This window comes from Nonomuraea sp. NPDC003201 (assembly GCF_053590415.1).
In genome coordinates this window covers 19729-45932 of the sequence record NZ_JBSFTC010000063.1, presented here as the reverse complement: position 1 = coordinate 45932, position 26204 = coordinate 19729, and the positions used below count along the sequence as shown (strand labels likewise).

Annotated in this window: 23 protein-coding genes; 10 read left to right on the top strand and 13 right to left on the bottom strand. The window is 71.7% G+C overall.

Features of this window, described 5'->3' with window-relative positions; genetic code table 11:
• Positions 1–31: 31 nt before the first annotated feature.
• A complete protein-coding gene (eccD, locus tag ACWDX9_RS23170) occupies positions 32–1513 on the bottom strand; it encodes a type VII secretion integral membrane protein EccD (RefSeq protein WP_449957200.1) in 1482 nt (493 codons plus the stop codon).
• Between the two features lie 101 nt (positions 1514–1614).
• Here eccD and eccCa point away from each other — a divergent pair, with 101 nt between their 5' ends.
• From eccCa to ACWDX9_RS23155, 3 genes are read left to right on the top strand one after another with little or no spacing between them, the layout of a single operon-like run.
• Positions 1615–5604 carry a type VII secretion protein EccCa gene (gene eccCa, locus ACWDX9_RS23165; protein WP_449957198.1) on the top strand — a complete coding sequence of 1330 codons (3990 nt, stop codon included), beginning with the start codon at positions 1615–1617 and terminating at the stop codon, positions 5602–5604.
• Positions 5601–5936, top strand: coding sequence for a hypothetical protein (locus tag ACWDX9_RS23160; RefSeq protein WP_449957196.1), 336 nt, complete (start codon positions 5601–5603; stop codon positions 5934–5936). Before eccCa ends, ACWDX9_RS23160 begins: the two co-directional genes overlap by 4 nt.
• Entirely contained in the window at positions 5933–7027 is a 1095-nt protein-coding gene (locus ACWDX9_RS23155) for a transglycosylase SLT domain-containing protein (RefSeq protein ID WP_449957194.1), read from the top strand. Before ACWDX9_RS23160 ends, ACWDX9_RS23155 begins: the two co-directional genes overlap by 4 nt.
• Positions 7028–7084: 57 nt before the next feature.
• On the opposite strand, the gene ACWDX9_RS23150 is transcribed toward ACWDX9_RS23155, so the two are convergent.
• The 3 genes from ACWDX9_RS23150 to ACWDX9_RS23140 form a co-directional block, all read right to left on the bottom strand.
• Entirely contained in the window at positions 7085–9244 is a 2160-nt protein-coding gene (locus ACWDX9_RS23150; RefSeq protein ID WP_449957192.1) for a protein kinase domain-containing protein, read from the bottom strand.
• A 118-nt stretch (positions 9245–9362) separates the two neighbouring features.
• Entirely contained in the window at positions 9363–10502 is a 1140-nt protein-coding gene (locus ACWDX9_RS23145; RefSeq protein WP_449957190.1) for a S8 family serine peptidase, read from the bottom strand.
• Between the two features lie 127 nt (positions 10503–10629).
• Entirely contained in the window at positions 10630–10902 is a 273-nt protein-coding gene (locus tag ACWDX9_RS23140; RefSeq protein WP_026214895.1) for a WXG100 family type VII secretion target, read from the bottom strand.
• Between the two features lie 130 nt (positions 10903–11032).
• Here ACWDX9_RS23140 and ACWDX9_RS23135 point away from each other — a divergent pair, with 130 nt between their 5' ends.
• From ACWDX9_RS23135 to ACWDX9_RS23125, 3 genes are all read left to right on the top strand, one after another.
• Complete coding sequence (locus ACWDX9_RS23135) at positions 11033–11752, top strand: SDR family NAD(P)-dependent oxidoreductase (protein ID WP_449957188.1); 720 nt, start codon at positions 11033–11035, stop codon at positions 11750–11752.
• A gap of 24 nt (positions 11753–11776) precedes the next feature.
• Entirely contained in the window at positions 11777–13528 is a 1752-nt protein-coding gene (locus ACWDX9_RS23130) for an acetyl/propionyl/methylcrotonyl-CoA carboxylase subunit alpha (RefSeq protein WP_449957186.1), read from the top strand.
• A 120-nt stretch (positions 13529–13648) separates the two neighbouring features.
• Positions 13649–15031 carry a hypothetical protein gene (locus ACWDX9_RS23125; protein WP_449957184.1) on the top strand — a complete coding sequence of 461 codons (1383 nt, stop codon included), beginning with the start codon at positions 13649–13651 and terminating at the stop codon, positions 15029–15031.
• Positions 15032–15109: 78 nt separating this feature from the next.
• On the opposite strand, the gene ACWDX9_RS23120 is transcribed toward ACWDX9_RS23125, so the two are convergent.
• From ACWDX9_RS23120 to ACWDX9_RS23110, 3 genes are all read right to left on the bottom strand, one after another.
• Positions 15110–15676 carry a TOPRIM nucleotidyl transferase/hydrolase domain-containing protein gene (locus ACWDX9_RS23120; RefSeq protein ID WP_449957182.1) on the bottom strand — a complete coding sequence of 189 codons (567 nt, stop codon included), beginning with the start codon at positions 15674–15676 and terminating at the stop codon, positions 15110–15112.
• Between the two features lie 79 nt (positions 15677–15755).
• Positions 15756–16163: a RidA family protein gene (locus ACWDX9_RS23115; protein WP_364243235.1), complete on the bottom strand. Its 408-nt coding sequence runs from the start codon at positions 16161–16163 to the stop codon at positions 15756–15758.
• A 141-nt stretch (positions 16164–16304) separates the two neighbouring features.
• Positions 16305–16862 carry a DUF6939 family protein gene (locus tag ACWDX9_RS23110; RefSeq protein ID WP_449957180.1) on the bottom strand — a complete coding sequence of 186 codons (558 nt, stop codon included), beginning with the start codon at positions 16860–16862 and terminating at the stop codon, positions 16305–16307.
• A gap of 95 nt (positions 16863–16957) precedes the next feature.
• Between ACWDX9_RS23110 and ACWDX9_RS23105 the strand changes: the two genes are divergently transcribed.
• Genes ACWDX9_RS23105 through ACWDX9_RS23090 form a run of 4 tightly spaced genes read left to right on the top strand, consistent with a single transcriptional unit; the run spans position 16958 to position 18504 of the window.
• Positions 16958–17476: an AAA family ATPase gene (locus tag ACWDX9_RS23105; RefSeq protein ID WP_449957178.1), complete on the top strand. Its 519-nt coding sequence runs from the start codon at positions 16958–16960 to the stop codon at positions 17474–17476.
• Positions 17477–17486: 10 nt separating this feature from the next.
• Complete coding sequence (locus ACWDX9_RS23100; RefSeq protein ID WP_449957176.1) at positions 17487–17813, top strand: histidine phosphatase family protein; 327 nt, start codon at positions 17487–17489, stop codon at positions 17811–17813.
• Complete coding sequence (locus tag ACWDX9_RS23095; RefSeq protein ID WP_449957174.1) at positions 17806–17961, top strand: hypothetical protein; 156 nt, start codon at positions 17806–17808, stop codon at positions 17959–17961. The genes ACWDX9_RS23100 and ACWDX9_RS23095 overlap by 8 nt, the downstream gene beginning before the upstream one ends.
• Complete coding sequence (locus ACWDX9_RS23090) at positions 17962–18504, top strand: GNAT family N-acetyltransferase (RefSeq protein ID WP_449957172.1); 543 nt, start codon at positions 17962–17964, stop codon at positions 18502–18504.
• Here ACWDX9_RS23090 and ACWDX9_RS23085 read toward each other — a convergent pair.
• The 6 genes from ACWDX9_RS23085 to ACWDX9_RS23060 form a co-directional block, all read right to left on the bottom strand.
• Positions 18473–19591, bottom strand: a complete 1119-nt coding sequence (locus ACWDX9_RS23085; protein WP_449957170.1) for an NAD(P)/FAD-dependent oxidoreductase — start codon at positions 19589–19591, stop codon at positions 18473–18475. The two genes, ACWDX9_RS23090 and ACWDX9_RS23085, sit on opposite strands and share 32 nt — an antisense overlap.
• 66 nt (positions 19592–19657) lie before the next feature.
• Entirely contained in the window at positions 19658–20542 is an 885-nt protein-coding gene (gene sigJ / locus ACWDX9_RS23080; RefSeq protein ID WP_449957168.1) for an RNA polymerase sigma factor SigJ, read from the bottom strand.
• Between the two features lie 15 nt (positions 20543–20557).
• The gene (gvpO, locus tag ACWDX9_RS23075; RefSeq protein ID WP_449957166.1) at positions 20558–20875 is read right to left on the bottom strand and encodes a gas vesicle protein GvpO; all 318 of its coding nucleotides are present in this window, start codon (positions 20873–20875) and stop codon (positions 20558–20560) included.
• Positions 20876–20969: 94 nt separating this feature from the next.
• On the bottom strand, positions 20970–21974 hold the full coding sequence (locus ACWDX9_RS23070; RefSeq protein ID WP_364243256.1) for a LacI family DNA-binding transcriptional regulator: 1005 nt from the start codon (positions 21972–21974) through the stop codon (positions 20970–20972).
• Entirely contained in the window at positions 21971–24730 is a 2760-nt protein-coding gene (locus ACWDX9_RS23065) for a glycoside hydrolase family 3 C-terminal domain-containing protein (protein WP_449957204.1), read from the bottom strand. Before ACWDX9_RS23065 ends, ACWDX9_RS23070 begins: the two co-directional genes overlap by 4 nt.
• 104 nt (positions 24731–24834) lie before the next feature.
• Entirely contained in the window at positions 24835–26034 is a 1200-nt protein-coding gene (locus ACWDX9_RS23060) for an ROK family protein (RefSeq protein ID WP_449957164.1), read from the bottom strand.
• Positions 26035–26204: the final 170 nt, after the last annotated feature.

Below are 26204 nucleotides of genomic sequence, written 5' to 3'. Positions count from 1 at the left end.
GCCCGCGGCGGCCCGCGGCGGCCCGCGGCGGTCAGCCCGCCAGGCCGCGGATCCACGTGTAGACGTCGAGGACGCCGAGCGCCAGCGGGAAGAGCGCGATCAGCAGGATGACGTCCACGATCTCGCCCGCGCGCCCCCAGAACGGCGAGAGCCGCCCGGACGGCAGCCACAGGCCGAGCCCGACGACCAGCATCGCCAGCCAGAGCACGCCCATCACGACGGCCGCGGCGGCCACCGTGCCCGCGCCCGCGCTCAGCTCGATCCCCACCGCGATCAGCCCGGCCAGGCCGGTGCCCAGCAGCCAGAGCCGCTGGCCGAGGCCGTGGAAGACGCGCGCGCGCAGCAGCAGCACCAGCGAGAGCACGACGGTCATCGAGACCGCCATCCAGGTCGGCGTGGTGACCAGGAAGGCGATCGCGCCGATGGCGGTGAGCACGATGCCGACGACCATGCCGGTCGCGTACCGGCGGGCCTGCGCGGTGCGGGCCAGGACACCCTCGCTGTCCAGCCGCTGGTTGTCGGCCCGCAGCTCCTCGGCGTTGGTGGGCAGGGCCGGCAGCGGCACCCTGGCGATCCTGAACGACAGCGTGGGGATCAGCGGGCTGAACGCGATCAGGATCGTCACCGTCATCGCCGCCACGCCGGCCGCGGGCAGGGCGAACACCATGACCGTGGCGGCCGCCAGTGCCCCTGCCACGGTCGCGATGGCCGTACCGAGGAAACCCGCGACTCCGTCGGCCACCACGGTGCCGCCGACGGTGGCCACCAGTGCGGTGCAGGTCAGCGCGGCCAGCAGGTGCGGGGCGCCGAGCCCGGCCAGGGTGGAGCCGCTGACCAGGCCGTACAGGCCGGCCAGGAACGCGTACGGCAGCGCCGCGTAGCCGATCAGAGCGCCCGCGGAGGAGTCGCCGACGGCCCTGGACAGGGCCGCGCTGACGCCGATCAGCAGCAGCGCGAGCATGCCCGCGACCACCGTCACGCCCAGCGGCGCGCTCCCGGACAGCATCAGCGCGGGAGCGCCGAGCGCGAGCATGATGGCGGCGGCGCCCGCGCCCATGGCCCGGGTGTGGCGGGCCTCCCACTTGCCCGAGCTGTCCTTGACGCCCGTGGCGACCACGTCGGCCACGTCGTCGAAGAGCGCGGGCGGCAGCGTGAGCTCGCGCGGCCGCAGGTAGAGCAGTTCGCCGTCCAGCACGCCCAGGGACGCGAGCGTCTGCCCGAGGTCGAACGGCGCGCCTCCGAGCCGCTGGAGCACCCAGCCGGGCGGCCCGGCCGCGTCGCCGCCGACCTCGCCGACCGCGCGCAGCAGGCCGGGCAGCACGTGCGGGAGCGGGATGTCGGCAGGCAGCGCCAGATCGACGCGGCGGCGCGGGGCCACGATCGTGACGTGGCACAACGGCGCCACCGGCGCGCGCATCTGCGGCTGAGCGCCTGGGTGCGTCGGCGGCAGCCCGGGCGGCCCGGGCGGCATCGGCCGCATGGGCTGCATCGGCTGGTGGGCGAGCGAGGTCACGGCCACTCCAGGTCTGGCTGACGAAATCCGACATGCCGAACATATAGGGATGGCACGTCTGGTAAGAAAGTGTTCCATGTGACAGGAGGGTTGTCCCGTCAGTGAGCATTGTTGTTGTTCGGCGTCCCGAACGCCGTCCCAGCCCCCAGCCACCGCGTGGGGAGATCCTGCTGGAGTCCCCGCCGGAGATCCCCGAGGTGCAGCCCGCCGGTATGACCGGCGTCCTCATGTACGTCCCCATGCTGGCAGGCGGGGCGGCCATGGGGCTGATGTTCACCGCGGGCGGCAACGCCAACCCCATCATGTACGTGGCCAGCGGCCTGTTCGCGGTCTCGATGCTGGGCATGACGGTCGGCCAGTTCGGCCGCAACGCGGGCGAGCGCAAGAACCGCCTCAACGGCCTGCGCCGCGACTACTTCCGCTACCTCTCCCAGATCCGCAAGAGGGTCCGCAAGGCCGCCGTCCAGCAGCGCGAGGCACTGGAGTGGAGCGGCCCAGCCCCCGAAGCGCTCTGGTGGGTGGCCATGGGGCCGCGCCTGTGGGAGCGCAGGCCCCGCGACGACGACTTCGGCACGGTACGCCTCGGCACCGGCGTGCAGAAGCTGGCCGTGCAGCTCATCCCGCCCGACTCCAAGCCGGTCGAGGACCTCGACGCGCTGACGGCAGGCGCGCTGCGCAGGTTCGTACGGGCCCACTCCACGGTGTCCGAGCTGCCCGTGGCGGTGGCGCTCAACTCTTTCGCCCGGATCCACCTCAGCGGGGATCCGCGGGCCGTACGCGGCCTCGTACGGGCGATCATCGCCCAGCTCGTCACCTTCCACTCCCCCGACGACATGCGGGTCCTGGTGTGCGCCGGCAAGGAGTCGATGCCCCACTGGGACTGGGTCAAGTGGCTCCCGCACGCGCTGCACCCCGAGGAGATGGACGCGGCCGGTCAGGTGCGGCTGATGGGTGAGAACATGTCCCAGCTCGACCAGCTCGTGGGCGACGAGCTGAAGGAGCGGGCCAGGTTCCGTCCGGGCACGGCGTCGGACGCGCTGCCGTACCACGTGGTGATCGTGGACGGCGGGCACGTGCCGCACGACTCCCAGCTCGGCAGCGACGCCATCCAGGGCGTCACGGTGATCGACCTGTCGGAGGTGACGGGGCCGGTCGAGGAGGCCAGCATGTTGCGGCTGGAGATCCAGCCCGACGGGTTCCACATGGTGAAGATCGACCACGCGGGCAAGCGGTCCACGACCCGGCTGGGCGACCCCGACAAGCTGGACTACGCGCGCGCGGAGGGCCTGGCCAGGCAGCTCGCGCCGCTGCGGGCCTCGGCGGGCTCCGGCGGCGAGTCGCAGGACCTGCTCGGCACCAACACCACGCTGACCGAGCTGCTCGGCGTGGGCGACCCGGGCCGGCTCTCGCCCGCGGTCACCTGGCAGCCCAGGGCGGGCCGCAACCGGCTGCGCGTGCCCATCGGCATGGGCGGCGACGGCCGGGTGGTCGAGCTGGACATCAAGGAGTCCGCGCAGGGCGGGATGGGCCCGCACGGCCTGGTCATCGGCGCGACCGGCTCCGGCAAGTCGGAGCTGCTGCGCACGCTCGTACTGGGCCTGGCGATCACCCACTCCTCCGAGATCCTCAACTTCGTCCTGGTCGACTTCAAGGGTGGCGCGACGTTCCTCGGCCTGGAGGGGCTCTCGCACGTCTCCGCCGTCATCACCAACCTGGAGGACGAGCTCCCCCTGGTCGACCGCATGCACGACGCGCTGCACGGCGAGATGGTGCGCCGGCAGGAGCTGCTGCGCGCGGCGGGCAACTACGCCTCGCTGCGCGACTACGAGCGGGCCCGCGAGCAGGGCGCCGACCTGCGGCCGATGCCGACGCTGTTCATCGTGCTGGACGAGTTCAGCGAGCTGCTGTCGGCCAAGCCCGAGTTCATCGACCTGTTCGTGATGATCGGCCGGCTGGGCCGCTCGCTCGGCGTGCACCTGCTGCTGGCCTCCCAGCGGCTGGAGGAGGGGCGGCTGCGCGGTCTGGACACCCACCTGTCCTACCGGATCGGCCTGCGGACGTTCTCCGCCATGGAGAGCCGGGTCGTGCTGGGCGTGGCGGACGCGTACGAGCTGCCGTCGGCGCCGGGCAACGGCTACCTGAAGTTCGACACGACCGGTATGACCAGGTTCAAGGCCGCCTACGTCTCCGGCGCCCACCACGACGACCCGGCGCAGGCGGTCGCCCCCGACGGCACGGCGGCGATCCGCGAGGTCGTCGAGTACGGCCCCACCTACATGCCGCTGCCCGAGATCACCAGGCCCGTCCAGGTGGCGACGCAGCCGGAGCAGGAAGAGCCCGCGGGCGGCAACCAGCGCAGCCTGCTCGACGTCGTGGTCGGCCGGCTGGCCGGGCACGGCCCCGGCGCGCACCGCATCTGGCTGCCGCCGCTGGCCGAGCCGCCTACCCTGGCGCACCTGCTGCCCCCGCTCTCCGTCACCCCCGAGTTCGGCCTGACGACCGCGGGCTGGCAGGGCCGGGGACAGCTGCACGCCGTCATCGGCATCATCGACAAGCCGTTCGAGCAGCGCCGTGACCCGTTCTGGCTGGACGTCTCCGGCGCCGCCGGACATGTCGGGGTGGCGGGCGGCACCCAGAGCGGCAAGAGCACCGTCGTGCGTACGCTCGTGGCCAGCATGGCGCTCATGCACACGCCGCGCGAGGTCCAGTTCTACTGCCTCGACTTCGGCGGTGGCGCGCTCGCCTCGCTCGAAGGGCTCCCGCACGTCGGCGGCGTGGCCACCCGCCTCGACGGCGACCGGGTACGCCGTACGGTGGCCGAGATCGGCGCCATCCTGGAGCAGCGCGAGCGCGACTTCGGCGAGCACGGCATCGAGTCGATGGCCTCCTACCGGCAGCTGTGCGCGGAGGGCGCGATCGAGAGCGACGGCTGGGGCGACGTGTTCCTGGTCGTGGACGGCTGGCTGACGCTCAGGCAGGAGTTCGACTCGCTGGAGCCGACCATCACCGACATCGCGGCGCGCGGGCTCGGCTACGGCATCCACCTCGTCGCCGCGACCAACAAGTGGTCGGAGTTCCGGCCGAGCATCCGTGACCTGCTCGGCACCAAGATCGAGCTCAAGCTCGGCGACGCCTACGAGTCGGAGGTCAGCAGGAAGAAGGCGCTGGCCGTGCCGGAGGCGGCGCCGGGCCGGGGGTTGACCAAGGACGGGTTCCACTTCCTGACCGCGCTGCCCAGGATCGACGGGGTGCAGAACTCCACGGACCTGGCGGCCGGGGCCCGCTCGCTGGTGCAGGCCGTACGGGACTCCTGGCAGGGCACGCCCGCGCCGCGGGTCAGGCTGCTGCCCGCCGTCCTGCCCGTCTCCGCGCTGCCGGACGACCGGGAGCGGATCCCGATCGGCATCGACGAGGCGGCGCTGGCGCCCGTCTCCCTCGACTTCGACGCCGACCCGCACTTCGTGATCTTCGGCGAGAACGAGAGCGGCAAGTCGAACCTGCTGCGGCTCATCTCCGAGGGGCTGGTGGCACGCAAGCAGCCGAGCGAAGCCATGATGATCGTGATCGACTACCGCAGGGCGCTGCTCGACTCGGCGGTGACCCCGCACCGCATCGGCTACGCCGCCTCCAGCGCGGCCGCCGCCGACCTGATCAACGACGCCAAGAGCGCCCTGCTGAGCCGCCTGCCCCCGGCCAACCTGACGCCCGAGCAGCTGCGCGACCGCAGCTGGTGGCAGGGCTCCGACCTGTACATCGTCGTCGACGACTACGACCTGGTCGCGACCTCGTCCAACCCGCTGCACCCGCTGGTGGACCTGCTGCCGCAGGCCCGCGACATCGGCCTGCACGTCGTGCTGGCCCGCCAGATGGGCGGCGCTGGCCGTGCCATGTTCGACCCGGTCATCCAGCGCATGAAGGACATGGCCACACCGGCGCTGCTCATGTCCGGCAACAAGGACGAGGGCTACCTGTTCGGCAACGTACGGCCTCAGACACTGCCGCCGGGCCGCGGCTTCCTGGTCGACCGGCGGTACGGCGCGCGCCTGACGCAGACGGCATACCTGGACGCGGACAAGACACGGGGAGAATGATGGCCGATCTGGAGATCTACCTCTCGGCGCTGGACAAGTGCCGCACAGCCATCCACAAGGCCGCCGGCCAGTACGAGGAGACGCTGAACGAACGCAACCCCGGCAAACTCACCTACGACGACCGCGGTGAGCCGCACAACAACCGCACCGCCGTCGCCGCCACCGCCTTCGGCCATCTGGACGACTCCGGCACGCTGGCCACGGCCGCGAACGGCGTCTGGGCCGCCGTGATCGGCGAGATGGACCAGGCCCGCAGGAAGCTCGGCGGGGTCGAGCGGGGTCTGAGCAACGTGGAGGAGAACATCCGCAAGGCGCACAGGGCGACCTCATGAGCGTCGCCCACCTGCCCGGAGGCGACGCGCTCGACACCATGCTGAACAAGGTGACCGGCGACCCCGGCGCCATCGACAAGATCGCCACCGCCTGGCGCAGCGTGTCGGGCGACGTCAACGAGTTCGACGGCGCGCTGGGGGCCGCGGTCCAGGCGGTGGACGACGCCTGGAAGGGCCGCTCCTCCGACCAGTTCGCCACTTATATGCGCAAGTACGGCACCGCGGCCGAGGACCTGAAGCTGGCGCTGTCCAACTCCGCGTCCTCGCTCGAGGCCGCCGCCTCGGCGCTGCGTACCTCGCACACCGAGATCAGCTCCATCTGCCGGGACCTGACCACCAGCGCCGCCACCTACAAGACCACCTACTACCGCGAGCACCCCGACGCCAAGGAGGCGGACGTGGAGCCCGGGTTGAGGAAGCTGGTCGAGCAGGCCAAGACCGAGGCCCAGCCGTGGGTGGACTCGGCGAACAAGGCGGTCAGCAAGGCCAAGAAGGACATCAACGGGTTCCTGGACGATCGCTCGCTCACTTTCCACGCGATCCCGGATGTCTCCACGCAGGAGTTCACACCGGCGCCCGGGCGGAAGATCGAATGGGAGCCGGATCCCGAGTACCAGCCGCGCACCACCCTGCAAGGGGCCGGCGGGAACGGGCCCGGCGGCGGCGGCCCGTCCGGTTTCGGGGGCTACGGCCCCAGCGGCCCCCCGCCCGCCGGTGGCGGTCCCGCGCCGACGGGCAAGGTCAAGGAGTGGATCGAGCAGGCCATCGCGATCCTGGAGAAGAACGGCGTGCCGGCCTCGAAGATGAACGCCAGCGACATCTGGATGATCATCCAGCACGAGTCCGGCGGGAATCCCAACGCGATCAACAACTGGGACTCCAACGCGGCCAAGGGCACGCCGTCCAAGGGCCTCATGCAGACCATCGACCCGACGTTCAGCTCGTACTCGCTGGCCGGGCACAAGAACATCTACGACCCGGTCGACAACATCATCGCGGGCGTGCGGTACGCGATCTCGCGCTACGGCTCGGTGTCGAACGTGCCCGGCGTGGTCAACTCCAAGCGCGGCCTGGACTACGTCGGCTACTGAACGACAGATGGGCCCGGATCCCAGCGATCCGGGCCCATCTGTCTTCAGAACGGGCGCTCAGGCTCCGCAGCTGCCCCAGGCCGCGCTGGTGCTCGTGCCGCCGGCGCTGCCGGAGAAGCGCACGCACTTGCCCCTGGCGGGCAGCTTGACCGGGCCGGCGTAGTACTCGAAGCTGCCGGAGTCCGTCTGGCTGCCGCCACCCTGGACCTCCAGGGTCGCGCTGACCGGCGTCTTCTTTCCGATGTCAGTGGTCTTGATGGTGACCACGCAGTTCTGGCCGGTGCTGTTGTTCCAGAGCTGGTACGTCACCCCGCCGCCGAACGGGCTGGACCGCTGGACCGAGAAGCCGGAGCCGCACACCTGGGTGGGCGAGTACGGGTTCGTGGTCTTGGTCGGGGTCGGCGTCGGCTTGGCCGTCGTCTTCGTGGGGGTGGGCGTGGGCTTGGCCGTCGTCTTGGTGGGCGTCGGCGTCGGCTTGGCCGTGGTCTTGGTCGGCGTGGGCTTGGCCGTCGTCTTCGTCGGGGTCGGGGTGGGCTCCGGCTCCCTCGTCGGCTCCTTGGTCGGAGTCGGGGTGGGCTCCGGCTCCTTCGTGGGCTCCTCGGTCGGCGTGGGCGTCGGCGTGGGCGTCCTGTCCACCGTCTTCGTGACGGTCGCCGTCGGCTTCGCGTGCCGCGTCTTGCCGGCCGTCGGCGTCGACTCGGCCGTGTTGTTCACGGCCGGCTGCGTGGCGGTGGGAACCGGCTGCGTCGGGACCGGCTGGGTCGGGATCGCGGTCGGGGTCGTGGGCACGGTGGTCAGCTCGGGCACCTGGGGCGCGGTCGAGGTCGAGGACCACTCGGTGGGCAGCGTCAGCGGCCCGACGCCCGAGTCGTCCGGGGCGGCCGTGGCACCCCACGGCACGGTGGCCTCGGGCTGCGTCTGCTGCGGATCGGCGCCGCCGCCGAGGGGGTCCGTGCCCTGCGGGCCGGTGGTCGCCGGGGCGCTGGCGGGCACCGGGATCTCGTCCGCGTTGGCCTGCGCCATGGAGGCCGGGTTGACCTGCTGCAGCTTCACGTACCTGTTCGCGCCCCACAGGCCCAGGGCCGAGATGAGCGCGACCACGGCGACCCCGGCGACCAGCCCCAGCGGGAAGCCCCGGCGCGGCCGGGCGGCGGCACCGGAGGGCACGGCCTCGAGCCTGATGTGCTGCGGCTGCTGGTCCGGCTCCGGCGGGCCCCACATCGGCGTCTCGGACTGGTGCTGATGCGGCACCGGCAGGCCCTGCATGGGCGGACCCTGCATCGGGGGACCCTGCATGGGCGGGCCCGGCACGAACGGCGGACCCTGGACGGGCGGCGGGCCGTCCTGCAGCATCGGCGGGCCGGCGACCAGCGTGTCCTGCGGCGGCACGGGGCCGCCCTGGCCGGGCACGCCGGGGATCGGGATGCCCTGGATCGGCACGCCCTCGATGGCGGTCTGCTGGGCCGCGGGCGGCTTGGCGTTGCCGCCGAGCAGCTGCATGAGCGCGCTGTACGTGGTCGGCCGCTTGCCGACCTCCTTGGACAGCGCCGCCAGCACCACCCTGCGCACCGGCTCGGCCTCGATGTCCACCTCGGGCTCGCCCGTCAGCACCGCGTCCCGGTCGGCGAACGGCGCCTTGCCCGTGGCCGCGAACGCGATGGTCGCCGCCCAGGCGAACACGTCCGCGTAGGGGCCGTACTGCAGGCCGAGCAGCTGTTCTGGGGCCTGGTAGGCGATCTCGCCCACCGGCTCGCCGATCCCGGCGTCGGTGACCCGCGGGCCCTCGGGGCCGAGGATCACGTTGTGGGGTGTGAGCGACTTGTGCGAACGGCCGGCGAGGTGGATGGCCGACAGGGCGGTCAGCACCCCGACCGCGACCCGCTCGAGCGCGTCCCCGGTCAGTGGCCCGTCGTCGGCCACCGCCTGGGCAAGGCTCTTGCCTTCGACGTGCTCTCTGACGACGTACGGGCGGTCCTCGTGCATTCCGGCGTCCAGGACCCTGGCCACGTACGAGCTGGAGACCTGTTTGGCTGCCAGGTGCTTGACCGGCGCGTCGGCGTCGGCGTCCGGCTCCGCCGGGAGCAGCTTCACCGCGACGATGGGGGCGTCCTCGGACTCGCGGCCAAGGAACACCTCGCCCCGCGGCCCCTCTCCCAGCCGGCCAACAATGCTGAGATCGCCGATCCGCTCTGGATCACTAGGGCGCAAAGCGTGCATGACTAAACCTTTCACGGCAAAGCATGATCTGGACACATTGAACCAGATCTTTCACTTCAGCATCAGAAGTTTCGGGCCGTACCCGACAATTCACCGTTTTGTTTCCTTGCAGCCCGAGTCACTCCGGGCGGCCGGGCCGCCAGCCCCTGCGCCGGCCCATCGGGATCACGACGCAGGCGATCGCCACCAGCAGCGCCAGCCCGAGCGCGGACCCGGCGACGATCAGGGCCAGGTCGATCGCGTCGTGGTCCACGGGCGGGACCTTGGCCACGGCCTCCGCGGCGAGCGGGCTGGGCGGAGGGGGCGCTACCACGGGGGCGCCGGCGGGCTCGTACGGGAGGATCGCGCTGAGCGCGAGCATCGGGTTGACCATGCCCGCGCCCTTGCCGCCGCCCGTGGCGCCGTCGGCGGTGGCGATGATGCGCTGGCGTACCTGGGCCTGGTCCAGCTTCGGGAAGCGGGCCCGGACGAGCGCGGCCACCCCGGCGACGTAGGGGGCGGCGTAGCTGGTGCCGTTGAGGTCCTTGAAGTAGGAGCGGCCGGGCCAGGTGGACGTGATGCCCTGGCCGGGGCCGAGCACGGCGACGGGGGTCTTGACGTTGGAGAAGTTGGACAGGATGCCGTTCGGGCCCGCCGCGCCGACCGCGAGCACCCCCTCGTAGGCGGCCGGATAGGCCGGTACGGGGGTGCCGTCCTCCTTCGTGACGTTGCCGGCCGCGGCCACGATCACCGCGTCCTTGGCGAGCGCGTACTGCACCACCTCGCGCAGCGAGGGCAGGTCGCTCGTCGAGACCGACACGTTGATGACCTTGGCGCCCTCGTCAGCCGCCGCCTTGATGGCCTTGACCAGCAGTTCGGGGTCGCCGTTCCGCTCGGAGGCGGTCTGCTTGTACGACAGCAGCCGCGCGCCCGGCGCCATGCCGTAGAAGAGCACGCCCTGCATGTACTGGGCGCCGATGATGCCCGCCACCGCGGTCCCGTGGCCCACGCAGTCGCGGTAGCCGGTGCCGGTGAGGTCGGCCCGGCCCGCCAGGCGGATCTGCGGATGCTGCAGGTCGACACCGCTGTCGACGATGGCCACTTTCACGCCCGCGCCGGTGGACAGCGACCAGACGCGTTTGGGGTCGAGCCGTTTCTGCGCCCAGGATTCGCCCACTTGCATGGTGCCCCTGGGCGGCCGGCACTCGTCCCTCAGGACCGCGGGCGCCAGCGGGACCTGCAGGGCGAGCACGCTCGCCACCAAGGCGCGACCAATCATGGGGAAAAAGCGTAGCTTGCCGGATTCGGGCGGCGGCGGGGCCTGCCCGAATCAGCCCGGAATCAGCTTCGGTCCGGCTTTGATGGAAGGAAGCCCCGGCTTCCTGGCCAGGGCCTCGATCCGTTGCTCATTTCGTTGCGGACTCGATGTTCTGGCGGTAGGTGCCGATGACGCGCGAAGCCTCCTGCAACTCCTCGGTCATGCGCTGGAAGGCCGTGCGGTAGTTCTGCCACGCCTGTTGGAAACGCTGGGCGCCCGGCCCCGTCCACGCCGTGCCGACCTTGGCGGCCTCGCGGTCGAGCGCGGTCATGGTGGTGCGGACCGCCTCCGACTGCTGCGTGAACTGACTGGCCATCTGCTGCATTTCCGCGGGGTCGCCGCCGAGCATGCTCTGGCTCATGCATACCTCCTGGAACATGGGGAAAGCGCCCTCAACTTAAGGGGTGACCACCTACCGTCGCCTGAGTTATACCGAGCGGCTATGGTCTACCCGAGGACTGTTCGGATTCGTCTCGGGGAGCGCTCGGGTCATGCGCGAGGTTGTGGTGACCGGCGGAGGCACCGGCATCGGATACGCCGTCGCGGCCGCGTTCGTCTCGCTCGGCGACCGCGTGACCATCACCGGCCGCCGCGAGCACGTGCTGAAGGAGGCCGCGGCGCGGCTCGGGGCGGCGCACGTGGCGTTCGACGCCTCCAGCCCCGTCGCCGTGAAAGAGGCGCTCGACAGCCTGCCGCCGCACGTGGACGTGCTGGTCAACAACGCCGGCGGCAACACCAACCTCGACCGCAGGCAGCCCGGCGAGCTGACGGACGTGGCCGAGGCCTGGTGGGCCAACCTCAACGCCAACCTCATGTCCGCCGTCCTCGTCACGACCGCGCTGACGCCGCGCCTGAGGGAGGGCGGCCGGATCGTCTCGATCGGCTCCATCGCCGCGCGCGGCACGGGTTCCGGCTCGTACGGCGCCGCCAAGGCCGCCCTGGAGTCCTGGACCGCCGACCTGGCCGCCGAGCTCGGCCCCCGGCGCGTCACCGCGAACGTGGTCGCCCCCGGCCTCGTCCTGGACACCGAGTTCTTCCGCGGCAGGCTGACCGAGGACGGCATCAGGGCACGCGTGGAGAACACGCGGAACGGGCGTCCCGGCACCCCCTCTGACGTCGCCGATACCGTTCTGTTCCTGGCCTCCGCGGGAGCCAGGCATGTGACCGGGCAGGTGCTCCATGTGAACGGCGGCGCGTACCTGGGCCGCTGAACCTCTCAGGAAGGACTTAGGTCGGTGCGGAAGGTTCTGATCGCCAATCGCGGCGAGATCGCGGTACGGGTGGCCCGCGCGTGCCAGGACGCCGGGATCGGAAGTGTGGCCGTCTACGCCGACCAGGACCTCGACGCCCTGCACGCCAAGGTCGCCGACGAGGCGTACGCGCTGGGCGGTCAATCCCCCGCGGAGACCTACCTCGACATCGCCAAGCTGCTCGACGTCGCGCGGCGCTCCGGCGCCGACGCCGTACATCCCGGATACGGCTTCCTGGCCGAGAACGCGGCCTTCGCGCAGGCCGTCATCGACGCGGGCCTGATCTGGATCGGCCCGCCGCCGGAGGCCATCGCCGCGCTCGGCGACAAGGTGCGGGCCAGGCACATCGCGCAGAAGGTCGGCGCGCCGCTGGTCGCGGGCACCAAGGACCCCGTCTCCGGGGCGGCCGAGGTCGTGGCGTTCGCGGAGGAGCACGGGCTGCCGATCGCGATCAAGGCGGCGTACGGCGGCGGCGGGCGCGGCATCAAGGTGGCGCGCAACCTGGAGGAGGTCGCCGAGCTGTACGAGTCGGCCGTGCGCGAGGCCGTCGCGGCGTTCGGACGGGGCGAGTGCTTCGTGGAGCGCTACCTCGACCGGCCGCGCCACGTCGAGACGCAGTGCCTGGCCGACGCGCACGGCAACGTGGTCGTGGTCAGCACGCGCGACTGCTCGCTCCAGCGCCGCCACCAGAAGCTGGTGGAGGAGGCGCCGGCGCCGTTCCTGTCGCGGGAGCAGCTCGAGATCCTCTACTCCGGCTCCAAGGCCATCCTTAAGGAGGCGGGCTACGTCGGGGCCGGCACGTGCGAGTTCCTCGTGGGGCAGGACGGGACGATCTCGTTCCTCGAGGTGAACACCCGGCTGCAGGTCGAGCACCCGGTCACCGAGGAGGTGTCGGGGATCGACCTGGTGCGGGAGATGTTCAGGATCGCCGACGGGGAGGCGCTGGAGTACGGCGACCCGGAGCTGCGCGGGCACTCGATCGAGTTCCGGATCAACGCGGAGGACGCCGGGCGCAACTTCCTGCCCGCTCCCGGCACGCTGACCGTCATGCGCCCGCCCGCCGGGCCCGGGGTACGCCTCGACGCCGGCTACGAGGCGGGGATGACGGTGCCGCAGACGTTCGACTCGCTGGTGGCCAAGCTGATCGTCACGGGCCGGACGCGGCAGGAGGCGCTGGAGCGGTCGCGGCGGGCGCTGGCCGAGTTCGAGATCTCGGGGATGCCCACCGTGCTGCCCTTCCACCGGGCCGTCGTGTCCGATCAGGCGTTCGTCTCCTCACCGTTCTCTGTGCACACGCGGTGGATCGAGACGGAATGGGAGAACACGGTCGCGCCGTACGAGGACGAGATCGCCTCGGGCCCGGACGCCACCGCCGCCGCGCGCGAGACGGTGACGGTCGAGGTCGGGGGCAAACGCCTCGAAGTGGTGCTGCCCGCCGGGTTCGGCGCGTCCGCGCCGGCGCCCGCGAAGGCGCCGCGACGCGGTGCCGCCCGCGCCGGGAAGGCGTCGGCGGCGGGCGGCGACGCGCTGGTCAGCCCCATGCAGGGGACGATCGTCAAGGTCGTGGCCACGGACGGGGACGTGGTGAACGAGGGCGACACGGTCGTGGTGCTGGAGGCCATGAAGATGGAGCAGCCGCTGGCCGCCCACAAGTCGGGCACGATCACGGGGCTCACGGCCGCGGTCGGGCAGACGGTCACGTCGGGCGCCGCGATCTGTGAGATCAAGGACACCTGACGGAGTTCCGGCATCTTCGCCACGGTGTGCGCTCGCGCGCTCGCGGACAGGTAACGTGCGACAGTGAGGAACTTTGCCGACCGCTCGTTCGTCCTCATGGGCGAAGGAGGCTTGCTGCCAATGACCCACTCGCTGCGCCGAGCAGGGGCCGCGCTTGCGGCTCTGATCGCCGGTCTAATCGTCGTGCTTGCGCTGTCCCCTGCCGCCAACGCGGCGGCACCCCCTGATGCTCAGTCGGTGGTGTCCTACTGGAAGGACAAGAAGGACCCGCTTTTCGTGGAGTCCGGTTCACCGCTGTCGTCGGACCAGCAGGATGAGATCCGTGACGCGCTGAAGGGGGCCAAGAGCAAGATCTATACTGTGGCGCTCCCCGACGGCACGCTGGACAACTCCACGATTGCGTCGTACATGAGCTCGCTCAACTCCGAGCTCACGAAGGCCGGCCGCAACCGCGCCACGTTCGCCGTGCTCGACGGCGAGACGTTGTTCGCGGCCTCGAGCGCCATCCGCCAGCAGGGTGTCGCGGGCAGGCTGGCCAACCTCGCGGTGAGCGCCAACTCCGGCAACGTCGTGGACGGCATGAAGGACTTCGTCAACCGCGTCGACCTCGCCGTCGACGGCAAGCGCTCCGCGCTCGACACCGGCAGCCAGGCCAACCCCGGCGCCGGCGGCACCGCCGCGCTGATCGCCCTGGGCGGCCTGGTCGTGGTCGGCGGTGGCGGCTACTTCCTCTACTCCAGCAACCGCAAGAAGAAGAAGGCCATCCAGGACGCCAAGGACCTGGCGGCCGTCAAGCAGACCGTGGACGAGGACGTCACCAAGCTGGGCGAGGAGATCACCTCCCTCGACACGGACGTGACGCTCGCCGGCCAGGGCGGCAAGCACATCGAGGAGTGGCAGCAGGCGCTCGACTCCTACGAGAAGGCCAAGACCCAGCTGGCCAACGTCCAGCGCGCCGAGCAGGTCCGCGAGGTCACCCAGACCCTCGAGGACGGCCGCTACGCGCTGGCCGTGGTGAAGGCCAAGGTCCACAACGACCCGGTCCCCGAGCGGCGGGCCCCCTGCTTCTTCAACCCGCAGCACGGCCCGTCCGCCCGCGACGTCCGCTGGGCCCCGCCCGGTGGCGCCGTCCGTGACGTGCCCGCCTGCAAGATGGACGCCGAGGCCGTGGAGCGCGGCTTCGACCCGCAGATGCGCGAGGTCATGGTCGACGGCCAGCGCCGCCCCTACTACGACGCGGGGCCCGCGTACCAGCCGTACGCGTACGGCTACTACGGCGGCTTCGGCGACATCATGACCGGTATGTTCATCGGCACCATGATGGGCAGCCTGCTCAGCGGCGGCTTCGGCTACGGCGGCTACGGCGCCGGCTATGCCGAGGGCTACGCCGACGGCGGCGGAGGCGACTTCGGCGGTGGCGGCGGAGACGGCGGCGGCTGGGGCGACTTCGGCGGTGGCGGAGGCGACTTCGGCGGCGGCGACTTCGGCGGGGGCGACTGGTAACCCCCAGCCCCTACGGAAATCACGACGAGCGCTCCCCCTGGGCCCACAAGCCCACGGGGAGCGCTCGCGCGTTAGGCCTCACTCGGCGATGTGGGCCAGCAGCCTGTCCAGCGGTCGCGGCACGCGATCGAGATCGAGGGCCGCGACGAGCAGGCCGGCATAGCGGATTTTGCGGCCGCCGCCTGACCCCATGAACCGGCGCAGCTGATCGTGGGTGGCCCTCCCGCGCCACGCGGGTTGCTTCTGGAGCGAGCGGAACGAGCTGAGCTCGCCCTCGGCATCAACGACCTGCTCGACCATGGCGGTGCCGAGGGCGCGGATCAGCTCGTCCTCCAGGTCGGCGACGCACACGAAGAATCCGAGCGCCTCCAGATCGCTGCGACTGAGGTCGGATCCGAGGCCGGCGCGCTCGAGGCTCCTCCGGAAGTCGCCCTCCTCCCCGACGTCGCACAGACCGGCCAGCCGGAGATCGCGACCGTTAGGGCCGAACTTGCCGAGATACGTCCCGATGTTCGTGGCACCGCCCATCGCCACCAGGGAGATACCTTCGGCCGCCAGGTTCCGGCCACGGCGCTCGGCCAGCGCTTCGACGGCCGACTTGTCACTGACTCCCTCGACCAGGACCACGGTTTGCGTGTCGCTCACGAGCCCAGCCTCGCACCGAACCCTGGAGCGGTTCATCCCCTTTTATGCGCTGGAAGATCACGAACCGCCGAGCATCGGTTCAGTTGAGAACCGCGGTGGCTTCGATCTCGACCAGATGGTCGGGGATGTCCAGTGCCGCAACGCCCAGCAGTGTGGCCGGTGGGACCGGAGTGACCCCCAGCTTCGCACCTGCACGGGAGATGCCCTCCAGGAGCGCGGGCATCTTGTCGGGGGTCCAGTCGACGACGTAGACGGTCAGTTTCGCCACGTCGTCGAAGGAGCCGCCCACCTCGGCCAGGGCGGTGGCGATGTTGAGGTAGCACTGCTCGACCTGCGCGGCGAGGTCGCCTTCGCCGACCGTGACCCCCTGGGCGTCCCAGGAGACCTGTCCGGCGAGGAAGACGAGCTTCGTCCCTGATGCGATCGACACCTGCCGGTAGACATCGATTTTGGGCAATCCGTCGGGGTTCACGAGAGTGATGGCCATGCCGCCTGCCTCCTTGTCCGGGCGTCCGCCGAACCAGGACGCCTTTGATCTCTTGTAGTTACTCAGAAACCATAAGAGAGCGTGCTCTGACATGGAAGAACGCACTTTTTAGTGACTGGGGAACCTGATGGTGACTGCGGGTCAGTCTTCCTCGGGCCATTTCTCCTGGATGTGCAGGCAGATGAGCGCGGCGTGGGAGAGCGGGGTGGCGGGGTCGTCGATGTCGCCATTGGTGGTGTAGTCGAGGAGGACGACCTCACGGTCGGCGGCGAGCAGGCGCAGGCGCTCCACGAGATCGCCGGTCTTGTGCTCCAGGACCCAGCGGTAGGCCGGGAGGTAGATGCGGCGCCGCGCGGCCTGGTAGGTCAGCAGCCGGTCCCCGTGGAGCCCGTCGCGGTGGCCGCGCACCGGCCCGTGCTTGCGTACGGTGCGTTTGAGACCGGCCATGGTGGTGATCGCGAGCTTGGCCGGGTCGACGTCGGCGGTCTCGAAGACCTTGAGCGCCTGCCAGATCCCCTCGACGCTCTGGCTGGTGACGCCCGGGCTCTGCGGGACGGGGATGCCGCCGTGCGGGTAGAACGGGCTCAGCCGCACCCATGGCTCGTCCGCCTTGGAGGTCACGTCGATGACCTCGGCGCCGGGGAAGGCCTTGGCGAGCGATGCGGCCGAACGGCGGCGGCCGGCAACCTGGATCGACACGAACGGCACCCCTTCGCGAGAGCGGACGGGTTCAGCTTGGACTACGGGAGTGACAATTTCCGCGCTCGCCAGGTGGGCTTCCTAGCATGGGGTGCATGCTCATCGTCATCGGCGGCCTCCCCGCGACAGGCAAGACGACGCTCGCCCGGCTCCTCGCCGCCCGCATCGGCGCGGTGCACGTGCGGATCGACACCATCGAGCAGGCGATCGTCCGCTCCGGCCTGGCCCGCCACCCCGTCGGCCCCGCCGGATACGTCGTCGGTTACGCGCTGGCCGAGGAGCACCTGCGGCAGGGGCTGACGGTGATCGCGGAGTCGGTGAACCCGCTGGGCGTCACCCGCGACGCCTGGCGGGAGGTCGGGGTCAAGGCGGGCGTTCCGGTGGCCGAGGTGGAGGTGGTCTGCTCCGATCCCGCCGAGCATCGGCACCGCGTGACCTCGCGTTCGATCGACATCCCCGACCTGCGGCCGCCTGACTGGCGGGAGGTCGTCGAGCGCGAGTACGAGCCGTGGCAGCGCGAACGCGTCCTCGTCGACACGGCCGGACAGGCCCCCGAGGAGTCGCTCGACGCTCTTCTCCGGAGTCTTGAGCGCGCTGGGGGCTCCGGCTCGTAGGGTCGGGCGCATGGGGGTCCGCGTGTTGTGCCTGCGCCATGCCGAGTCGGAGAACGTCGTCGCCGGGGTGGCCGGGGCGCTGCCGCCGGCGGAGCTGACCTTGAAGGGGCGGGCGCAGGCGGCGGAGGCGGGCGAGCGGCTTCGGGGAGAAGGCGTCACCCGGATCTACGCCAGTACGGCGGTGCGCGCCCGGCAGACCGCCGAGATCATCGCGCGGGCGCTGGGGCTGCGGGAGGAGGTGGTGGCCGGCCATCCCCCCGGGCGAGACAGCCGCCCACCCGGGTCAGCCGGCCGCCTGCGGCAGCGGGACCGTCGCTCTGGTCGGGCATGTGGGTAGTCTCACCGCCGGGCTCAGCGTGCTGTGCCGCGGGCTGGGCGAGCGGGTCTGGGGAGCGCCGCTCCCGCACGCGGTGCCGTTCCCGGTCGAGTGGGACGGCCGGTCCTGGCGGTGCGCGTCGTGGCCGGCCTTACGACAAGATCGATAAGTGACCTACCTCGCCCAGGGCGCCCGCGTCGGCATCCGCCGCATCGGCCACCGCGACCGTACGGAATTCGTGGCCCTGAACCGGGAGAGCGCCGACCTGCTCGCCCGCTGGATGCCCGGCGCCCCCATCACCACCGACGAGGCCTTCGACGGTTACATGGCGCGCTTCGACGACCCGGCGAACGAGGGGTTCGTCATCTGCCGGGTCGACACCGGCGCGATCGTCGGCCGGGCCAACCTGAACAACATCATCCGGGGCACCCGCCAGGACGGCACCCTGGGCTACTGCGCCTACTCGTCCACGACCGGCCGGGGCTACATGACCGAGGGGCTGCGGCTGCTCGTCCGGTACGCGTTCGGCGAGCTGGGGCTGCACCGCGTCGAAGCCAACATCCAGCCGTCCAACACCCCCTCCCTGAACCTGATCAGGCGGGCCGGCTTCCGGCGAGAGGGGTATTCGCCGGGCTTCCAGTTCATCGACGGGGCGTGGCGGGATCACGAGCGATGGGCCGTCACGGCCGGTACGGGCCCGGGTGGCGCATAGCCCAGACGGTGCCGCGGGCGATGGTCTCCTTGAAGGCCGCGGAGGTCCGGCCGGTGAGGACGGCGTCCAGCGGGCTGTCGTCGGGACGGGTGAACTGGGTGACGCCGTCGTGCCGGCCCAGGCTGATGTTCTGCCAGACGTACCGGAATCTGGCCCGCCGCGGCGCCCGCCCGCTCAGCAGGTCGGCCACCGCGTCGCCCGCGCAGATCCCCATGGGGAGGCCGGTCTGGCAGGCCATCCGGGCGACCTGCCCGCTCCGGTCCAGGGTGCGGGCGGCGTCGCCGATGCCGAACACCTCCGGATGCGACACCGACCGCAGTGACCGGTCCACGAGCATGCGTCCGTGCCGGTCCGTGGCCAGCCCGGCCTCCGCGGCCAGGCCGGGGACGCGGAAACCGGCGGCCCAGACCACGGTCTCGGCGGGCAGCTCGTCCCCGTTCGCCAGCAGCAGGCCGTTCGGACCGAGTTTGGCGACCGGCGTGCGCTCGCGGACGGCGATGCCCATGCGGCGGAAGGCCCGGTGGAGGTGGCGGCGGGCACGCGCGGACAGGCCCTCCCCGATCAGGCCGCCCGACAGCAGCGAGACGCGCAGCCCGGGGCGGGTGAAGGCGAACTCGGTCGCGGCCTCGATCCCGGTCAGCCCGCCGCCGATCACAGTCACCTCGCCGGTCCCGGCGAGGCGGGTGCCCAGGCGGACGGCCTCGTCGGCGGTGGCCAGCGTGTACGCGTGCTCGCGCAGCCCGGGCACCGAGTCCAGCTCCGCCGCGCTCCCGAGGGCGTAGACGAGCACGTCGTAGGAGAGTTCGTACGGAGGCGCGTCCAGGCGTACCGTCCTCGAACCCGGATCGACCCCGGTCACCCGGGCGACCACCAGCTCGATGCCGGTGCCGTCGAGCAGGCCGGCCAGCGGCAGGTCGGGCAGCCGCTGCCCGGCGGCGAGCTGGTGGAGCCGGATGCGCTCCACGAACCGGTCGGCCGCGTTGACCAGCGTCACCTGGGCGTCTGAGCCCCGCAGGCGTCGTGCGGCGCGCTTGGCCGCTCCCAGTCCGGCATATCCGGCTCCCAGTACCACGATGCGATCTGTCATGGTTCCTGAACTGGCGAGCCCGCCCATCCGTGACAGGACCGGCGTGTGATCGTGCTCACACCCGGATCAGGCGAGCTGTGCCCCGGCGAAGGCGAGTTTGGCCGGGTTGACGGTGGTCCGGACGACGGCGACGTGGTCGCCGTCCAGCTCCATGGTCATGATCGCCAGCAGGTCGCCGCCGGGGCCGCGGATCAGCGCCGCGGGCTCCCCGTTGACCTCCAGGAACTCCGCCACCACCCCGGCCGCCTCCGGCCGCGTGACCAGCCCTCCCAGGTAGCGCGTCACCTTCGCCGGCCCGTGTACCGGCCGCCGGGCCGCGGTCACGGAGCCGCCTCCGTCGGTCCAGGCGACCACGTCGTCGGCGAGCAGCCGTTCCAGGGCGGCGACGTCGCCGTGCACGGCGGCCTCCAGGAATCGCCGCACGATGCGCCGGTGCTGCTCCTGATCGCTCTCGAAGCGCTTGCGCGGCTCCCCCACGTGCGCCCGCGCCCGCCGGTGGAGCTGACGGGAGTGCGCCTCCTCGATGCCCACCACGTCGGCGATCTCCGCGTGGCTGTGCCCGAACGCCTCCCGCAGCACGAACACCGCCCGCTCCACCGGCGTCAGCCGCTCCAGCAGGATGAGCACGCCCATCGACACGGACTCGCGCTGCTCGACGGTCTCCAGCGGCCCCAGCGCTCCGTCGGCGGTGAGCACCGGCTCGGGCAGCCACGGGCCCGCGTAGCTCTCCCGCTGCCGCCGCGCGGAGGTGAGCCGGCTGAGGCAGAGGTTGGTGATCACCCTGGTCAGCCAGGCGGCCGGGACCTCGACCGGCCCGGTGACCCGGCTCCATCGCAGGTACGTCTCCTGCACCATGTCCTCGGCCTCGGCGGCGGAGCCGAGCAGCCGGTACGCCAGCCCGAACAGCCGAGCCCGCTGCCCCTCGAACACCTCCGCGCCAGGGTCGTCCACGCACCCGATGCTAGGTCACCCTCCTGTTGGTGACCCATCCGCGTCGCAGCGCCGGTAGCGCCGCAGCCTCCGGTACGACAGCAGGCCGCCCTCCGCGTCGATCCGGGCCTCGTACTGGGCGAGGATGTCGTCAGAAGAGGGGATGCGACGGTCTTCGACGACCTCGACGCCGATCTTCCAGCCGCCCTCGACCGGTTCGACCGCCGTGACCCCTTCGGCCTCCTTCGCGGTCACCTCAATGATGTGGCGGAGCCCGACCCCACCGGCCGTCACGGCCGTCAGCCCCGCCGAGCCCGAGTCGGCGGCCCCCGGGGGCATGCGCGGCTCAGTCATGCGTTCTCTCCCCTCGCCTCGGCCAGCCTGCCCGCAGAAGGGGGCGCGGAACTCCAGGAGGCGAAAAAGCGGACAGGCTTGACGCCGCTTTGGGTCAGGTGCTGGCGCGCACGGCCAGGAGCGGGGTGAGGAGGGTGGAGTCGGGCACCGCGCGGCCTTCGAGCTTGTCCATGACCAGGCGGACCGCCTCCCTGCCCACCTCTTCGGCCGGGATCAGCACGGAGGAGAGCGGCGGGCTGGCCCGCTCGGCCACGTCGTCGGGGCAGATCGCCACCACCGCCACGTCGTGCGGCACCCGGCGGTCGAGCTGCCGCAGCGCCGCCAGCACGTGGCCGACCGCGGCCTCGTTGTGCACGACCAGCCCGGACAGGCCGGGGCGGTCGAGGAGCAGGCCGCGTACGGTCTCGTACACCTCGTCGAACGTGTCCTCGCACGGCAGCGCGACGCCCTGCAGACCGTGGGCGGCCACCGCCTCCACGAACCCCTCGCGCGTCCGCCGGGCGAACCCCGTCCCCCGCTCGTACACCACGGAAGGCGCCCCGAGCAGCGCGATCTCCTCGTGGCCGCGTTCGGCGAGGTGGTCCACGCACCGCGCGCCCGCGGCGGCGAAGTCGAGGTCGACGCACGTCAGCCCGGCGGGCTCGGCGGGGAAGCCGATGAGGACGCTCGGCTCGGCCAGCTCGCGCAGCAGCGGCACCCTGCGGTCGTCCAGCTCGACGTCCATGAGCACCAGTGCGTCCACCAGCGCGCTCGCGGCCACCCGCCGGATGCCCTCGGTGCCCTCGTCGGCGGTCAGCAGCAGCACGTCGTGGTCGAACCGGCGCGCGGCCGTCACCACGGCGCTGGCGAAGCGCATCAGGACGGGCACGTGCATGCCCGCCCGCAGCGGCAGCACCAGCGCGATCACGTTGGAGCGCTTGCTGGCCAGCGCGCGGGCGCCGGCGTTGGGGTGGTAGCCGAGCGCGCTGATGCTGTCGAGCACCCGGCGCCTGGTGTCGGCCGAGATCGTCCGCTTGCCGCTGAGCACGTAGGAGACCGTGCTGACGGCCACGCCCGCGTGCTTGGCGACCTGGGAGATCGTGACCGTGCGCCCGCTCAAGCCCGGGCTCCGAAGTCGAGCCGGGCCAGCGTGACGCCGTCGTCCTCGAACACGGCATAAAGGTCGTGCACGCCGTCCGCGGTCGCGAGCGAGGCCGTGATGGCGTGGTAGGCGTAGCGGGCGGTCCTGGGGACGGGGAAGGTGGCGAGGGCCTCCCCGTAGAGGGGGTCGCCGCGGCGGATGGTGATCATGCCGCCTTCCGCGCTGCCCGCCGTCGCCACGCACGTCGTGGCCCCGCTGAGATCGACCTGCCGGAAGAGGATCCAGGCGCCCTCCGCGTCGGACCTGACGGCGTCGCCGTCCACCTTGGTCTCGTCCACGAACGTGATCGCGTCGTACTCGTCGTGCGCCGCCGCGCGCAGCAGCCCCGACTGGGGCGGCACGCTCTCGCCGTCCACCTCGAAGCGGGCGCTCAGGCGCAGGTCGGTGGCGCTGCGGCCGACCATGAGCTGGTGCGGCGCGCTCTCCACGACGAACCTGCTCCTGGTCACGTCCCAGAACGCCAGCTCCGGCACCGGCAGGGTCAGGGTGACGGCGCGGCTCTCGCCGGGCGCCAGGCGGACCTTCTCGAAGCCGCGCAGGCGGCGCAGCGGCTGCTTGACGCGGGAGCGCTGCTGGTGGGTGTAGAACTGGACGACCTCCACGCCGGGCCGCGGGCCGGTGTTCGTCACGGTGACGCGGGCGCGCACCAGGTCGCCGTCCAGTTGTACGCGCAGGTCGGCGTACTCGAACGTCGTGTAGCTCAGGCCGTGGCCGAACGGGTGCAGCGGGACGCCGCGGAAGTACAGGTACGTGGCGTCGGAGGCGATGATGTCGTAGTCGAGCAGGTCGGGCAGCTCCTGCTCGGAGCGGTACCACGTCTGGGTGAGGCGGCCCTCGGGGTCGGCGTCGCCGAAGAGCACCTCGGCCAGGGCATGGCCGTACTCCTGGCCGCCGTGGGCCGACCAGAGCACGGCCGGGATCTCGTCGTCGGTCCAGGTGAGCGGGTAGCCGCTGGTGATGACCATGACGGTACGGGGGTTCGCCTTGCGCACGGCCCGCACCACGGCGTCCTGCCCGGGGGCCAGGGCCAGCGTCATGCGGTCCTCGGTCTCGCGGCCGTTCACGAGGGGATGGTCGCCGACCACCACGACCGCCACGTCGGCCGCCGCGGCCAGGCGGGCGGCCTGGTCGGTGCCGCTCCTGACCACGTCCATGGCCAGCCAGACCGCCTGGTCGGCGTCGTCGACCAGGCGCAGCACGCCGTCGTCGCCGGCGCCGACGTAGCAGCCGGTCGAGATGTGGCGCAGGGCGAGCGTGCCGCGCGGCCGCTCCTCCATCCGGAACGTCTGGCGCACCTCCCACCCGTTGGGGCCCGGCTGGTCGTTCACCAGCGTGACGCCGTCCACCGACACGAACCGGCCGGTCGCCACGGCCCGCAGCGCGTAGGCCCCGCCACCCCAGTCGAACAGGTCGAACGCGCCGGTTTCCGAGCTCACGCGCAGCGGCCCGCCCGCGGGATCGGCGGCCACCGGCCCGGCCTCGGCGGTCAGCGTCACGCGGTCCACGGCCTCGCAGAACACCGTCTCGCACCGCTCGCCCAGCCCCTGGCGGGCGGTGACCGCGTACGGGAGGGTGCCGCTGTACCAGTCCTCCAGGAGCGCGTCGCCGAGCTGCCCGATCACCGCGACCTTGGTCACGCCGTCGAGCGGCAGCAGCCCGTCGTTCTTCAGCAGCACGAACGAGCGCCGCGCCGCCTCCCTGGCCAGCGCCTGGTGTTCGGGGCAGTTGACCACGTTGTCGCTGATGTCGTCGTACGGCGTCGCCGGGTCGAACTCCCCCAGCCGGAACCTGATCGACAACGCGTGCCGCACGGCCCGGTCCACGTCCTCCTCGGCCAGCAGGCCCTGGGAGAGCGCCTCGCGCAGGTGGCCGAGCGTGGCCTCGCAGCGGTCGTCGTCCTGGGTGAAGCTGTCGAGCCCCGCCTTGATCGCGTGCGCGTACGCCTCGGGCAGCGTGTCGTGGTAACCCTGGAGCGCGGTGAGGTTGCCCGGCGCGTACGCGTCGCTGACCACCAGCAGGTCGTCGGGCGCCCACGCGCGCAGCGCCTCGCCGATCAGCGGGCTGAGGTGCGCGGGGCGGCCGTTGACCAGGTTGTACGACGGCATGACCGCCACCGCCACGCCCTCCTCGATGGCGGGCCGGAAGGCGGGCAGCTCGTACTCGCGCAGCACCCGCGGCGGCAGGTTGCTGGAGGTCGTGCAGCGGTCGGTCTCGTTGTTGTAGGCCAGGAAGTGCTTGAGCGTGGGGGCGGTCTTGAGGACTTCGGGAGCGCTCCCACGAAGTCCACGCGCATAGGCCGTGGCCATCACGCCGGTCAGCCACGGATCCTCGGAGTAACCCTCCTCGTTGCGTCCCCAGCGGGGGTCACGCAGCGGGTTCACCACCGGGGCCCACACGTTGCGCCCCGCGCCCGCCGGGTCCTTGTGGTGGAAGGCCAGCACCTCGTCGCTGGTGGCCTCGCCCACCCTGCGCACGAGGTCGGGATCCCACGTCGAGGCCAGCCCCACGGCCTGCGGGAACACGGTGGCCGGTCCCAGCCAGGCCAGCCCGTGCAGCGCCTCGGTGCCGGTGCGGAACGCGCCGAGGCCCAGCCGCTCGACCGGCGCCTGGTACTGGTGCAGCAGCCCCACCTTCTCCTCAAGGGTGAGCCGGCGCACCAGGTCGTCGATCCGGTCGGGAATCGGGATCGCTGGGTCGCGGAAGGGTTCTTGCATGGTCATCCCTATGAAAGTGTCGAAGCGCTTCGACGACCGGCCTGGGGAAGTTACACGGACATTTCGGTGGGTTGACTGAAGAGTGCACTCCCCGGTGACCGAGGTCAAGGGACTCGGGGCAATCTCCCCGAATCAATGGAGTCGAGCACCCTCGCGGCACCGCCCAGCGCGGCCGCGTCGTGGCCCAGCGTCGAGGCGACGACCTGGCAACCGCCCGACCCGGAGGCGATCACGCGGTCGTCCATCTCGTCCTGGACGGCGAGCAGCAGCCACGGCGCCAGCGGGACGTAGTAGCCGCCGAGGATCACCACCTCGGGGTTGAGCAGGTTCGCCAGGATCGACACGCCCTTGCCCAGGCTCCGGCCCACCGACTCCAGCGTGGCCAGGGTGGCCGGGTCGCCGGCGCGGGCGAGGCGTACGGACTCCTCGATCTCCACCTGGATCTCGGCGGGAGAGGGGTCCTTGCCCAGCACGGCGCCGATCCCGGCCATGACCTCCAGGCAGCCGCGCCGCCCGCAGTGGCACTCGGGACCGTCGGGATCGAGCTGGACGTGGCCGATCTCGCCGCTGTAGCCGAGGCGGCCGCGGCGCAGCCGCCCGTCGAGGATGATCCCCGCGCCGACGCCGATCTCGCCGGTGAGGTAGACGAGGTCGGAGGCCCCCGCGTGCGCGCCGAAGCGCTGCTCGGCCAGGGCGGCGAGGTTGGCGTCGTTGTCGACCTGGATCGGGAAGCCGGGGTCGCGCAGCGCCTTGGTCAGGTCTCCGCCGATGTCGGCGTCGCGCCAGCCGAGGTTGGGTGCGATGCGCACGGTCCCCTGCACGTCGACCAGCCCCGGCACGGCCACGGCCAGGCCCAGGACCTGGCGCTCCTCCCTGGCCATGCGGTTGACCACCCGCCGGATGATCGCGCCGACGCCCGCGACCCCCTGGTTGACGGACTCGCCGCCGCCGAACGAGCGCCGCCACGTCAGCAGCCGCTCCCCCGCCAGGTCGGTGGCCACGGCGGACACGTGGTCGACGTTGATCTCGACCCCGATGGCGGCGTACGGCGAGCCGTCCAGCACCAGCATCGTGGCCGGCCGCCCGACCCGGTTCTCCGTCAGCCCCGTCTCACGGACCAGCCGCCGGTCGATGAGGTCCGCGACGAGACTGGAGACCGTCGCCTTGTTGAGCCCGGTGGAGGCCGCGATGTCGGCCCGCGAGCAGGGCGCGTGCTCCCGGACGAACCGCAGCACGACCGCGAGGTTGGTGGCCCGTACGTCGGCGAAGTCGGCCGGCTGAGGGCCGGTCGTAGAAGTGATCAAAATCAGCCCCGTTCCCGCCAAGAGATGACCCCAGCATGCCGCATCCCGGGCTCCCTTCACCAACAGGAGTCGATGCCGCGCGGCTTCTCATCGGCACCAACCTGTGACGTCGCGATCCCTTGTGGCCACGGTCACAGTCTACTAATTTGTTTGGTCGTAATACCAACTAA

Coding starts and splice junctions, on each gene's coding strand:
- ACWDX9_RS23115 (WP_364243235.1), bottom strand. CDS start 16,163: ATGGCCATCACTCTCGTGAACCCCGACGGATTGCCCAAAATCGATGTC.
- ACWDX9_RS23145 (WP_449957190.1), bottom strand. CDS start 10,502: ATGATTGGTCGCGCCTTGGTGGCGAGCGTGCTCGCCCTGCAGGTCCCG.
- ACWDX9_RS23085 (WP_449957170.1), bottom strand. CDS start 19,591: ATGACAGATCGCATCGTGGTACTGGGAGCCGGATATGCCGGACTGGGA.
- ACWDX9_RS23155 (WP_449957194.1), top strand. CDS start 5,933: ATGAGCGTCGCCCACCTGCCCGGAGGCGACGCGCTCGACACCATGCTG.
- ACWDX9_RS23140 (WP_026214895.1), bottom strand. CDS start 10,902: ATGAGCCAGAGCATGCTCGGCGGCGACCCCGCGGAAATGCAGCAGATG.
- ACWDX9_RS23100 (WP_449957176.1), top strand. CDS start 17,487: ATGGGGGTCCGCGTGTTGTGCCTGCGCCATGCCGAGTCGGAGAACGTC.
- ACWDX9_RS23160 (WP_449957196.1), top strand. CDS start 5,601: ATGATGGCCGATCTGGAGATCTACCTCTCGGCGCTGGACAAGTGCCGC.
- ACWDX9_RS23135 (WP_449957188.1), top strand. CDS start 11,033: ATGCGCGAGGTTGTGGTGACCGGCGGAGGCACCGGCATCGGATACGCC.
- gvpO (WP_449957166.1), bottom strand. CDS start 20,875: ATGACTGAGCCGCGCATGCCCCCGGGGGCCGCCGACTCGGGCTCGGCG.
- ACWDX9_RS23150 (WP_449957192.1), bottom strand. CDS start 9,244: ATGCACGCTTTGCGCCCTAGTGATCCAGAGCGGATCGGCGATCTCAGC.
- ACWDX9_RS23125 (WP_449957184.1), top strand. CDS start 13,649: ATGACCCACTCGCTGCGCCGAGCAGGGGCCGCGCTTGCGGCTCTGATC.
- ACWDX9_RS23105 (WP_449957178.1), top strand. CDS start 16,958: ATGCTCATCGTCATCGGCGGCCTCCCCGCGACAGGCAAGACGACGCTC.
- ACWDX9_RS23065 (WP_449957204.1), bottom strand. CDS start 24,730: ATGCAAGAACCCTTCCGCGACCCAGCGATCCCGATTCCCGACCGGATC.